The organism is Streptomyces sp. NPDC101194, from assembly GCF_044767885.1.
Lineage (GTDB): Bacteria > Actinomycetota > Actinomycetes > Streptomycetales > Streptomycetaceae > Streptomyces.
The window spans coordinates 58,372-70,031 of the sequence record NZ_JBIWOS010000002.1; the positions used below are offsets into that span (position 1 = coordinate 58,372).

Below are 11,660 nucleotides of genomic sequence, written 5' to 3' on the forward strand. Positions count from 1 at the left end.
GTGTGTTCCGGGCCGCCGGGGCGGGCCGCTGGGCCCGCCCGCCGTGCTCTCAGCCTCGCACGGCCGCGGCACGTCGTCGCGCGGCCCGGCGCTTGCGGCCCGCGGTGGTGCGGATCTCCGGGACCCGGGGCGGCTCGGAGGCCCGGCGGACGGCCAGTTCCGTGACGAGAGCGAGAGGCAGGGCCAGGTCGGCCGGGCCGCCGGGGGTGTGCGTGGGGTGGTGCATGACTGTCTCCTCAGGAGCTGTTGCCGGCCCGCAGGCTGTCGAGGTCGGCCTTGAGCGTGTTCACCGGGATGGCGAACCCGAGACCCACGCTGCCCGCGCCGGCGCTGCTGGATCCGCCGGACGAACTCGCCGAGTACATCGCGGAGTTGATGCCGATGATCTCGCCGTTCATATTGATGAGCGCGCCACCGGAGTTACCGGGGTTGAGCGAGGCGTCGGTCTGGATGGCCTTGTACGTGGTGGTGGAGTTGCCCGTGTCGCCGTTGAACTGCTGACCGCCGAACTCGAACGGCCACTGTCCCGGCCCGCCCTGGCCCTGGCTCTGGTCCTGGCCGCTGCCGTCCTCCTTGGCGACCGTGACATCGCGGTCGAGGGCGGAGACGATGCCGCTGGTCACCGTGCCGGTGAGGCCCTCCGGCGAGCCGATCGCCACGACCTGGTCGCCGACCGCGACGGCCGAGGAGTCGCCCAGTGTGGCCGTCTTCAGCCCGCTCGCGCCCTGGAGCTTGATGAGCGCGAGGTCCTTGGCGGAGTCGGTGCCGACGACCTTCGCGCGGTACGTCTTGCCCGTGCTGAGCGTCACCTTGATCGACGAGGCACCGGAGATGACGTGGTTGTTGGTGACGACCTCGCCGTCGGACGTGATGACGACGCCGGAGCCGGTGGACTCGCCCGCGGTCGAGGTCGCGTTGATCTCGACGATCATCGGCGAGACGGCCTGGGCCACACCCGAGACGGTGCCCTTGCTGCTCTGCGAGACGGTGGTGCCGGGGACGACACCGCCGCCCGTGCCGTTCGCGTCGTTGCCGGTGAGCTGACTGATGACGGTGGCGGTGCCACCGCCGACGACCGCCGCCGCGATCGCCACGGCCGCCAGGAGCGCGACCGGCCGCTTGGCGCGCCGCCGGGGCCCGGCCGGCTCGGGCGCGGGCTGCGGGAGGGCGGACCCGTATCCGTCGTCGCCGCCGCCGTGCCCGTCGGCGCCGCCCCGCCCGGGCCACACCGTGGTGCCGGGGCCCGTCGCGATCGGCTGCGCGGGCTGGTGGGACGGCGGTGGCGGGTAGGACGCGTCACCGTTGCCGTACGAGGGGTACATCGGGTACTCGCCGCTCGGGCGCTGGCTCTCTGTCATGACCAAAAGCGTGTCCGGCCAAGATGAGAGAAGCCTGAGCACGCCCTGAGAAGCCCGGCAGAACCTCGTATGCCCGATATAAGGGAGTGTGCCGGACGAGGAAGTGCCGGGGGTACGGCGGGGAGCACGGGGCGTGCCGCCGGCCGGCCGGCCGTACCGGGGCAAGGACGCCGGGGACGGACCCGGCACGGAGCGGGAGGTGCGGACACGGCCCGGCTCCGGGGCCCGCCGGACGCGCCCGGCCCGTGCGTGCCGCCGTCCCGCCCGGCCTATCGTGCCGAGGCCGTGGGCTCCCCGCAGCCGCACGACCGCCGCACCACCAGCGCCGACGGGAACTGCTTCAGCCGCTCGCGACGCGACCCCGACACCCGCAACGAGTCGTCGAGCACCAGGTCCACGGCCGCCCGCGCCATCGCCGGGCGGTCCGAGAAGACCGTCGTCAGCGGCGGATCGGTCAGCCCGGCTTCCTTCACGTCGTCGAAGCCCGCCACCGCGAGGTCCCCGGGCACATCGATCCGCAGTTCGCGCGCGGCCCGCAGCACCCCGATGGCCTGGTCGTCGGTCGAGCAGAAGATCGCCGGCGGCCGGTCCGGCCCCGCGAGCAGCTTCAGCGCCACCTGATAGGCGTCGTAACGGTTGTACGGGGCCTGGAAGAGCCGGCCCTCCGTCGAGCGCCCCGACTCGTGCATCGCGCGGCGCCAGCCCTCGACGTGGTCGGCGACCGGGTCGCCGACCGCCGGGGTCGACTCCACGCCGCCGAGGCACGCCACGTACGCGTTGCCGTGCTCCAGCAGATGACGGGTGGCGAGCTGGGCACCGCCGATGTCGTCCGTGACGACCGCGACGTCGTCGATCGCCTCGGGCCGCTCGTGCAGCAGCACGACCCGCGCGTCCCACGCCTCGATCTCGGCCGCCGCCCGCTCGCTGGGGCCCTGGCTGACCAGGATCAGCCCGGAGACCCGCATGCCGAGGAAGGCCCGCAGATAGTGGACCTCGCGTTCGTCGCGATAGTCGGAGTTGCCGACGAGCACCATCTTTCCGCGTTCGGCGGCGGCCTGCTCGACCGCGTGCGCCATCTCCGCGAAGAACGGCTGCCGGGCGTCCGGCACGATCATCCCTATGAGGTCGGTCCGCCGCGAGGCCATCGCCTGGGCAACCCGGTCCGGCCGGTAACCCAGCTCCTTGATCGCGGCGAGCACCCGCTCGCGCGTGGCCGGGGCGACCGGCCTGGGTCCGTTGTTGATGACGTAGCTGACGACCGCGGTCGACGTACCCGCCAGTCTCGCCACATCGTCCCGCGTCACCTTGGCCACGCGCGGCAGTCTACGCGGATGGACCAAGCGGGTGACAGGTGGACCGGGCCGGGTTCGCGGGGCCCGGTGGGCGTGTTCGCGACGGTGTCGTCATCACCGGCACGCCGCGTGCGTGCGTGCGGCCGCACGCACCGGGCCGGCTCCGTGACCCGGCCCGGTCCACCTGTCACCCGCTACCTGCGCGCGGGCCGGACCGGGATCTCTTCCGCGGCCCCGGCCGTCGCCTGCCGTTCCGGGCGGGTGACGGGCCCGGCGGCCGCCTCCGCCGCGGCCTGGGCCTTGGCCTCCTCGGCGGCGCGCTCCACCTTCTCCGGTGCGACGAAGCGGTAGCCGACGTTGCGGACCGTGCCGATCAGCGACTCGTGCTCGGGGCCGAGCTTGGCGCGCAGCCGCCGCACATGGACGTCGACCGTCCGCGTGCCGCCGAAGTAGTCGTAGCCCCAGACCTCCTGGAGCAACTGGGCGCGGGTGAAGACCCGGCCCGGGTGCTGCGCCAGATATTTGAGCAGTTCGAATTCCTTGAAGGTCAGGTCGAGGACCCGGCCCTTCAGCTTCGCGCTGTACGTCGCCTCGTCGACCGACAGATCGCCGTTGCGGATCTCCATCGGCGAGTCGTCGGAGCCGATCTGCTGCCGGCCGGTGGCCAGCCGCAGCCGGGCCTCGACCTCGGCCGGTCCCGCCGTGTCCAGCAGTACGTCGTCGATGCCCCAGTCGGCGGTGACGGCCGCGAGACCGCCCTCCGTCACGACGAGGATCAGCGGGCAGCCCGGTCCGGTGGACCGCAGCAGCTGGCACAGCGACCGCACCTGCGGCAGATCGCGGCGGCCGTCGATCAGGATGACGTCGGCACCGGGGGTGTCGACGAGAGCGGGGCCCTCGGCCGGTGCCACCCGCACGCTGTGCAGCAGGAGACCGAGCGCGGGAAGCACCTCCGTCGACGGTTGAAGGGCATTTGTCAGGAGCAGCAGTGAACTCATCGCCGCCCACCTGCCTGGGTCGTCGGTCGATGATCGTGCACGGTTCGCTCGCCCATTACGTCGGTCCTCCTCGTTCCCTGCGAGAGGGGCACTCCCGGGCTCGGGCCCGGGGGAGTATGCGGCACTTCTTCGTACGTTTCGTGCGGGCTTTCGCACGGGTTGCCGTACGACGGCTGTCATACGGTTTTTTACGGCTGCGGTCCCGCGCCCCGGGACCGCTGAGCTTGTGGAAACTTCTCCGTAACAACGCCGGGAAAGCACAAAAGGACCCGGGGGCTGCTTTGCCCGGATCCTCTTCCCAGCAGAATAGCCCACATGAGTTCTGTGTCCGAGGGGCGATTTCGGAGTTCCTCTGTTCCCTTGATCACGCCCGGTCCTCTGCGCACCGCATTGCGGACCGATGACGGGATCCGTATCGAGGCGGTGTACGAGCCGTGTACGGCGGGTGCCGGGGCCGCTGCGGGAACGTCCTTCGACGGTACTGCGATCGTGGTCGCGCACGGGTTCACCGGTTCGGTGGACCGGCCCGCCGTCCGACGGGCCGCCGGGGTGTTCGCCCGGCGTGCGGCCGTGGTCACGTTCTCCTTCCGCGGTCACGGTGGCTCCGGGGGCCGGTCGACGGTGGGCGACCGCGAGGTGCTGGATCTGGCGGCGGCGGTGGAGTGGGCGCGGGCGCTCGGACACCGGCGGGTCGTGACCGTCGGGTTCTCGATGGGCGGCTCCGTGGTGCTGCGGCACGGGGCGCTGTACGCGGGACGGGCGACGGAGAAGGCCCGCGGGGTCGTGGAGCGCGAGGGGCGCGTCGGAGCACGCGCGGAGGCGCACGCGGACGCGGTGGTGGCAGTGAGCGCCCCTGCCCGCTGGTACTACCGGGGTACGGCCCCGATGCGCCGGCTGCACTGGATGGTCACCCGGCCCGTCGGCCGGCTGGTCGGCCGCTACGGGTTCCGCACCCGGATCGCCCGCGACGACTGGGATCCGGTACCGCTCCCGCCGGTGGAGGCGGCCGGTCTGATAGCCCCGGCCCCGCTGCTGATCGTGCACGGCGACCGGGACCCGTACTTCCCGCTGGACCACCCGCGGATGCTGGCCGAGGCGGCGGGCGACGGCGCCGAGCTGTGGCTGGAGCGCGGCATGGGCCATGCCGAGAACGCGGCGGACGAGAGCCTGCTCACCCGCATCGGCGACTGGGCGGCGGCACCGTGATTCATGATGGACAGCTGATGCGAGACGAGAGGAGTGCCGCCATGCCCGCGGGAACGATCCGCTACTGGGCCGCCGCCAAGGCCGCCGCCGGGACAGCGGAGGAACCGTACACAGCCGTGACTCTGGCCGAGGCGCTCGACGCGGTGCGCGAGCGGCACCCCGGTGAGCTCACCCGAGTGCTGCAAAGGTGCTCGTTCCTGATCGACGGTGCCCCCGTCGGAACCCGAGGTCATGAGACCGTACGCCTTGCCGAGGGCGGCACGGTCGAGGTGCTCCCGCCGTTCGCAGGAGGGTGAACCGCAGAACATGACCAGCAACGATCACCAGTATCCGTACGGAAATGATCACCAGCATCCGTACGGGCAGGACCCGGGCCAGGGGTACGGCCCCGGGTACGACCGGCCGGACGGCCAGGCTCCGCAGCCCGCGCAGACCTACGGACAGCAGCAGCCCCCGCAGCCGTACGGACAGCAGCCGTACGGACAGCAGTCGTACGGGCAGCAGTCGTACGGCGACCCGACCCACGGGCAGCAGCAGTCGTACGGCGACCCGACCCACGGGCAGCAGCAGTCGTACGGCGACCAGTCCTACGGCGCGCAGGCGTACGGCGACCAGTCCTACGGCGACCGGTCTTCCTATGGCGGCCCGGCCCACGGGCGACAGCCGTACGAGGGCGAGACGTACGGCGCGCAGCCCTACGGGCAGCAGGCCGCGTACGGAGCCCCGCAGCAGACGCACGATGCGCACCGGACGCCCGGAGCCCCCGGGACGGACCCCGGGCCCGCGTGGCCCGAGGGCCGGTCGGCTGAACCCGTCGCGCCCGCGGCCCACGGCACGCACGACCCCGGGGTCACGCAGACCTGGGAGGGGCAGACCTGGGACACCCAGTACCAGCCGACCATCCAGCCCGCTCAGCCCGTGCAGCAGCCCGTGCAGACCGATGCCGGGACCGACGGTCAGCCGCGCCCGCAGCACGCGCAGCCGCACGGCGCCTCCGGCTCCTACCCGCTGCCTCCGGAGGTCCCGCTCGCGAGCGGCGCCGCCGAGCCGGTCCGGGCGGCAGCTCCTGCGGAAGCGCGCCCGGCCGCCGCCTCCACGCTCGACGACGCCGCCGGTTACAGCGCGCCCACCACTCTGGGCAACAGCCGCATCACCGACGCCCAGCGCGCCCGCGCCGAGGGCCGCTCGCCGATCATCGCGCCGGGCATGCAGCCCGCCGCGATCACCGCGGGACTCGGGCTGCTGCTCGCCCTCGGTGCCGCGATCGGGTCGTACGCCCTGGTCGTGCCGCTGGTGCTGCTCCAGGCCGTGACCGCGGCCGGCTGGTTCCGGCTCAACGGCATGTGGCCGGCCCGGCAGGGCATCGCGCTCGCGTTCGCCGGTGGTCTCGTCGCCGACATCGCGCTGCTCGCCGCGGGCCGGGAGAACGGACCGGCCGCCATCCTCGGCACCCTCGGCGTGTGGGTGCTGCTGACCGTGGTCCTCCAGTTGCGCAGCCACGCGAGCGCCGACGAACGGATGCAGGGGCTGATGGCCACCGTCGCGTCGGCGGCCCTCTCGGTCCTGGCCGCCGGACACCTCGCGGCGGTCCCGGACGCGGTGACGGTGGGCGGGGTGGCCGTCGCGGTCGCCGTGCTCCTCCGCGCCCTGCCGCTGCGCGGACCGGCCTCGGTCGTGGTGGCGCTGCTCGCCGCCGCGGGCGCCGGCGCCGTGGCGGGGACGTTCACCGATCTCGGCGCGAAGGGCGCGCTGCTCGGCCTCGCGGCGGGTGGTTGCGCACTGATCGGGCTGCGGGTGGCGAGCTACGACTACCCGTCCCGGTTCGTCCACATGACGGCCGGTGTGGCGCTGCCGCTCACCGCCGCGGCCCCCGCCGTCTATCTGATCGGCCGCGTGATCTCGTAGGCGACCGGTACCACCCCCCTCGGGAACCGAAGGGGGGTGCCTGCTCGTCGATCACCCCGGGCGTGCTGTGCATCCGTGGCGGACGCATGGGCGCCAGGGGTCCGGCCGGATGCAGGGTGGGGGAAGAACGGGCATGCGTGCACTGCGGATACTGCTGGTCATAGTGGTGGTCCTGGGCGGGATCTTCGTCGCCGTCGACCGGGCGGCGGTGTACTTCGCCGAGTCGGAGGCCGAGGGACGGGTCGAGGTCACCGGTGCCACGATCGGTTCGACGGATGTCTCCATCAAGGGATTTCCGTTTCTGACGCAGGTCGCCGGATCGCAGCTCGACGAGGTCGACGTCGAGATCACCGGCATCGAGACCGACGCCAACGGCCGCAGGATCCGGATCAGCAGGATGAACGCCGCGCTGTACGAGGTGAAGCTCGCCGACGGCTACTCCAGCGCCACCGCCGCCCGCGCCACCGGCACCGCCGTCATCTCGTACGAGGACCTGACCAAGGCCGCCAGCGACGGCGTGGCCGTCGAGTACGGCGGCAACGGCAAGGTGAAGGTGACCGGTACGGTCGACATCCTCGGCCGCCCGCTGTCGCGCAGTGTGCTCTCCACCGTCACCCTGATCGACGGCCACACCATCAAGGTGCACGCGGACAAGGTGCCGGGCGAGGGCATTCCCGGGCTCGAAGGCCTGGTGCGCCAGAAGACCGACTTCGAGCGGGAGGTCGGCGGTCTGCCCAGCGGCCTGAAGCTGCAGAGGATCCGGCCGACCGCCGACGGCCTGGAGATCTCGGTGACGGGCACGGACGTCCGCATCGCCGGATGAGTCCGGCCCGCGGTCCCCGTCGATGAGACCCACCGGGCGGGGACGGCCGAGTCGGGGCGGGGCTTCGACGCCCCGCTACACCACATAGTGAGACGGTCGCGTCCGATCCGCAGATGACCGAGGCGTGCCGAGGGTGCGCGCGGGGCGCCCCGGACGCCGCGCCGACGTTCGTGTCTCGCATTACGGACGATCGCGTCTCGCGATACGGTACGGCGGTGACATGCCCGCCCGTACCTCCCTACGATCGGTGCCATGCAGTGCTCAATCGGCGGTCTCCCACAGCGGGGCCGGGCGGATCTCACGAAGCGGCGGGCCGTGGACCTGTGTCGCGTCGCCGCCATGCTCTGTCGCACTGTCTGAGCGGGAGCCTTCGGCGCCCCGCGTTCCCCGGCCCTTCGACCGATGTCGGGGCCCCATCCCCATCGCCTCTGTGCACGTGCGCCGCACCCTGCGCCGCCGCACATCCGCATTACGCACCGTCTCGCACCATCTCGCCGCAGACCGCCCCGGAGGAGAACAGAATGAGCCGCAGTGACGTCCTGGTAGACGCCGACTGGGTCGAGGCCCACATCGACGACCCGAAGGTCGCTCTCGTCGAGGTCGACGAGGACACCTCGGCGTACGAGAAGAACCACATCAGGAACGCGATCCGGATCGACTGGACCAAGGACCTCCAGGACCCGGTCCGCCGTGACTTCATCGACCAGCCCGGCTTCGAGAAGCTGCTGTCCGAGAAGGGCATCGGCAACGACACCACGGTCGTCCTGTACGGCGGCAACAACAACTGGTTCGCGTCCTACGCGTTCTGGTACTTCAAGCTCTACGGTCACCAGGACGTCCGGCTGCTCGACGGCGGCCGCAAGAAGTGGGAGCTCGACTCCCGCGACCTGGTCGACGGAGACCGGATCCCGTCCCGCCCGGCCACCGAGTACCGGGCCCAGCCGCAGGACGAGTCGATCCGCGCCTACCGCGACGACGTCGTGAAGGCCATCGGCAGCCTGAACCTGGTCGACGTGCGCTCGCCCGACGAGTTCAGCGGCAAGCTGCTCGCCCCGGCGCACCTCCCGCAGGAGCAGTCCCAGCGCCCCGGCCACGTGCCGGGCGCCCGCAACATCCCGTGGTCGAAGAACGCCAACGACGACGGCACCTTCAAGTCGGACGACGAGCTCAAGGCGCTCTACGAGGCCGAGCAGGTCGACCTGTCGAAGGACACCATCGCGTACTGCCGCATCGGCGAGCGTTCCGCGCTCACCTGGTTCGTGCTGCACGAGCTGCTCGGCCAGGAGAACGTCAAGAACTACGACGGTTCGTGGACCGAGTACGGCTCCCTCGTGGGTGTGCCGATCGAGCTCGGCGCCAACAAGTAATTCCGCACGACCCGGACCAGCACGACTCCCGACCCAGAAGGACAGAAGACCATGTGTGGAGCAAAGGCCGGCGGTCCCGACGCTTCGGGCATCAAGCCCGGTGAGACCACCATCCAGGGCAGCGTGACCCGCGACGGCGAGCCCGTCACCGGCTACGTGCGCCTGCTGGACTCGACCGGCGAGTTCACCGCGGAGGTCCCGACCTCGGCGACCGGACAGTTCCGCTTCTACGCGGCCGAGGGCACGTGGACGCTGCGCGCCCTCGTCCCGGGCGGCAGCGCCGACCGCACGGTCGTGGCGCAGACCGGTGGCCTCTCCGAGGTCGCCATCGCCGTCTAGCCACCGAACGCGGGGACACCGGCCCGGCCGGTGCTCCCGCGACGCCTTGCCGGCCGAAGGGCCGTACCCCGGGGGTTGGACGCCTTCCGAAGCGGGGTACGGCCCTTCGTGCCGTTCGCGGAGGCGGGGTACGGGCCTACGCTTGAGGTATGTACGCCCGACGCCGTCGCGGCTATTTCCTGATGATGGGCGGCTGCATCGTCCTCTTCGTGTCGGCCTGGGCCTTCGTCCGGCTGTGGTCGATGCCCGCCGCGATAGCGATGTGTCTCGTCGCCATGGTCATCCCGCCCGTCGCGGCCATGATCGCCAACCGGCGGGGCCCGGAGGACCGCTGGTGGGACGATCCGTCCGGTGACCCGCAGTCGGACGAGTGGTGGGACGAGCTCGACGGCAAGAAACGGCACTGAACACGGCCGGGGGCGGCGCCGAGGGCCGTGCGCGCGTCAGTAGACGAGGGCCTGGACGCCGTCGGCCATGATCTCGCTGACGAAGACCTGGGCCCCCGCGATCCGTACGCCCTCCAGGACGTCCTGCTCGGTGATGTCGCGACGCGCCGCGCACTGCGTGCAGAGGGTGATCCGACCGCCCGCCTGGATCGACTCGATCAGATCCGGCAGCGGGGCGGCGTGCGGCAGTTCGAACTCGGCGGCCCGCCCCGGCAGCGCGAACCACGAGGACTCCCCGGTCAGCCAGAGGGAGACCTCCACACCACTGGCGACGGCGACCGCGGCCACCGTGAACGCCTGGGAGCAGCGCTCGGCTGCGTCGGCACCGGCAGTCACCTTGATCACGAGCTTCTTCGGCATGTGTCGAACTGTAATCGTCGGGCGCGCGGCCGCCGGGCCGACCCGTCCCGGGCCACCCCCGGGGCAAACCCCGAACCGACGCGCAGGGGGTCAACCCATTAGGCTTGGATCCGGCCGCGTACTGCCGCCGTACCGCTCGTTCCAAGGAGTTCCCGTGCTTGAGGCATTCTTCTCCGCCCTGCTGGTCCTGGTCTGCGTCGGCGTTCTCGCCTTCGCGGGTGTGACCGTGAAGAAGCTGTACCAGGGTCAGCGCTGACCCTGCCCGCCCTCGTTCCCGTCCGAGCGGGCAACCCCTGTCAGGACAACGTGACACCCACGTCTCGTTGTGTCACGTCCGAAGTCGCACCCCACCTCACAGATCGTCTGAGCCGCTCATGATCGAGATTCCGTCCGACCTCCACCCGGACCTCGTCCCGCTGGCCTTCCTCCTCGGCAACTGGGCGGGCGCGGGTGTCTCCGACTTCCCCGGCGCCGAGCAGTGCAACTTCGGCCAGGAAGTCTCCTTCAGCCACGACGGCCGGGACTTCCTGGAGTACGTCTCGCACACCTGGGTGCTCGACTCCGAGGGCAAGAAGGTCAAGCCGCTGGAGTCCGAGTCCGGCTACTGGCGCATCGACAAGGACCGCAAGGTCGAGGTCGTCATGGTCCGCGACCAGGGCGTCATCGAGATCTGGTACGGCGAGCTGGCCGACCAGAAGCCGCAGATCGACCTGGTCACCGACGCGGTGGCGCGGACCGCGGCGTCCGGCCCGTACAGCGGTGGCAAGCGTCTCTACGGCTATGTGAAGAGCGATCTGATGTGGGTCGGCGAGAAGGCCACCCCCGAGGTGGAGCTGCGCCCGTACATGTCGGCGCACCTGAAGAAGGTCGTCACTCCGGAGGAGGTCGAGGCGATGGCGAAGAGCCTCGGCGACCTGCCGGACGACGGCATCGCCTTCTTCAAGTAGACCGCCGCCCACACGGCCCGCCGGCCGGCCCTGTTCCGGCCGTCGGTTCCGCCGACCCGCGTTCGCGGGTTTCGCGGCGCGCGGGCCACGGATTCCTTTCGGACACAGCTGCGGGCAGGTGCTCACCCCGACCTACACTGAGCGTGTGGTGAGCACCGACTGGAAGACCGACCTCCGACAGCGCGGCTACCGGCTGACGCCGCAGCGGCAGCTCGTCCTGGAAGCCGTCGACACGCTGGAACACGCGACGCCCGACGACATCCTCGCCGAGGTGCGCAGGACCGCGTCCGGCGTGAACATCTCCACCGTCTACCGGACGCTCGAACTCCTGGAGGAGCTGGAGCTGGTCAGCCACGCCCATCTGGGGCACGGGGCGCCGACGTACCACCTGGCCGACCGCCACCACCACATCCATCTGGTCTGCCGCGACTGCACGAACGTCATCGAGGCCGATGTCGAAGTCGTCGCCGAGTTCACCGCGAAGCTCCAGGCCGACTTCGGTTTCGAGACGGACATGAAGCACTTCGCGATCTTCGGCCGCTGCGCCGACTGCACGGCGAAGGCGGCGTCCGCAGGCGCGGCCCGGACGGCCGAAGCGGCCCGGACCGAGCCGTAAATC

Annotated in this window: 15 protein-coding genes; 10 read left to right on the plus strand and 5 right to left on the minus strand. The window is 71.4% G+C overall.

Annotated elements, in window-relative coordinates; translation table 11 throughout:
• Positions 1–49: 49 nt before the first annotated feature.
• The 4 genes from ACIRP2_RS06840 to ACIRP2_RS06855 all read right to left on the minus strand — a co-directional run bounded on the left by ACIRP2_RS06840 (position 50) and on the right by ACIRP2_RS06855 (position 3,648).
• Positions 50–226: a hypothetical protein gene (locus ACIRP2_RS06840; RefSeq protein ID WP_402278274.1), complete on the minus strand. Its 177-nt coding sequence runs from the start codon at positions 224–226 to the stop codon at positions 50–52.
• A 10-nt stretch (positions 227–236) separates the two neighbouring features.
• Positions 237–1,358 carry a S1C family serine protease gene (locus ACIRP2_RS06845; RefSeq protein ID WP_404247321.1) on the minus strand — a complete coding sequence of 374 codons (1,122 nt, stop codon included), beginning with the start codon at positions 1,356–1,358 and terminating at the stop codon, positions 237–239.
• A 269-nt stretch (positions 1,359–1,627) separates the two neighbouring features.
• Positions 1,628–2,671, minus strand: a complete 1,044-nt coding sequence (locus ACIRP2_RS06850; RefSeq protein WP_404247323.1) for a LacI family DNA-binding transcriptional regulator — start codon at positions 2,669–2,671, stop codon at positions 1,628–1,630.
• Between the two features lie 173 nt (positions 2,672–2,844).
• On the minus strand, positions 2,845–3,648 hold the full coding sequence (locus tag ACIRP2_RS06855; protein ID WP_404247325.1) for a response regulator transcription factor: 804 nt from the start codon (positions 3,646–3,648) through the stop codon (positions 2,845–2,847).
• 315 nt (positions 3,649–3,963) lie between these two features.
• On the opposite strand from ACIRP2_RS06855, the gene ACIRP2_RS06860 reads away from it, so the two are divergent.
• The 8 genes from ACIRP2_RS06860 to ACIRP2_RS06895 all read left to right on the plus strand — a co-directional run bounded on the left by ACIRP2_RS06860 (position 3,964) and on the right by ACIRP2_RS06895 (position 9,695).
• Positions 3,964–4,854, plus strand: coding sequence for an alpha/beta fold hydrolase (locus ACIRP2_RS06860; RefSeq protein WP_404247327.1), 891 nt, complete (start codon positions 3,964–3,966; stop codon positions 4,852–4,854).
• Positions 4,855–4,895: 41 nt separating this feature from the next.
• Positions 4,896–5,150: a MoaD/ThiS family protein gene (locus ACIRP2_RS06865; protein WP_351075372.1), complete on the plus strand. Its 255-nt coding sequence runs from the start codon at positions 4,896–4,898 to the stop codon at positions 5,148–5,150.
• A gap of 10 nt (positions 5,151–5,160) precedes the next feature.
• Entirely contained in the window at positions 5,161–6,759 is a 1,599-nt protein-coding gene (locus tag ACIRP2_RS06870) for a hypothetical protein (protein WP_404247329.1), read from the plus strand.
• Positions 6,760–6,892: 133 nt separating this feature from the next.
• Entirely contained in the window at positions 6,893–7,582 is a 690-nt protein-coding gene (locus ACIRP2_RS06875) for a DUF2993 domain-containing protein (protein WP_404247331.1), read from the plus strand.
• A gap of 252 nt (positions 7,583–7,834) precedes the next feature.
• Positions 7,835–7,942, plus strand: a complete 108-nt coding sequence (locus ACIRP2_RS06880) for a putative leader peptide (protein ID WP_350983699.1) — start codon at positions 7,835–7,837, stop codon at positions 7,940–7,942.
• Between the two features lie 161 nt (positions 7,943–8,103).
• The gene (locus ACIRP2_RS06885; protein ID WP_404247333.1) at positions 8,104–8,949 is read left to right on the plus strand and encodes a sulfurtransferase; all 846 of its coding nucleotides are present in this window, start codon (positions 8,104–8,106) and stop codon (positions 8,947–8,949) included.
• A 51-nt stretch (positions 8,950–9,000) separates the two neighbouring features.
• On the plus strand, positions 9,001–9,288 hold the full coding sequence (locus tag ACIRP2_RS06890; RefSeq protein WP_351075365.1) for a DUF1416 domain-containing protein: 288 nt from the start codon (positions 9,001–9,003) through the stop codon (positions 9,286–9,288).
• Between the two features lie 149 nt (positions 9,289–9,437).
• On the plus strand, positions 9,438–9,695 hold the full coding sequence (locus ACIRP2_RS06895; protein WP_404247335.1) for a DUF3099 domain-containing protein: 258 nt from the start codon (positions 9,438–9,440) through the stop codon (positions 9,693–9,695).
• Between the two features lie 36 nt (positions 9,696–9,731).
• On the opposite strand, the gene ACIRP2_RS06900 is transcribed toward ACIRP2_RS06895, so the two are convergent.
• A complete protein-coding gene (locus ACIRP2_RS06900) occupies positions 9,732–10,094 on the minus strand; it encodes a DsrE family protein (protein ID WP_365689654.1) in 363 nt (120 codons plus the stop codon).
• 374 nt (positions 10,095–10,468) lie between these two features.
• On the opposite strand from ACIRP2_RS06900, the gene ACIRP2_RS06905 reads away from it, so the two are divergent.
• Positions 10,469–11,041: an FABP family protein gene (locus tag ACIRP2_RS06905; RefSeq protein ID WP_351075359.1), complete on the plus strand. Its 573-nt coding sequence runs from the start codon at positions 10,469–10,471 to the stop codon at positions 11,039–11,041.
• Positions 11,042–11,186: 145 nt separating this feature from the next.
• Positions 11,187–11,657, plus strand: coding sequence for a Fur family transcriptional regulator (locus tag ACIRP2_RS06910; protein ID WP_404247337.1), 471 nt, complete (start codon positions 11,187–11,189; stop codon positions 11,655–11,657).
• The last annotated feature ends 3 nt before the right edge of the window (positions 11,658–11,660 follow it).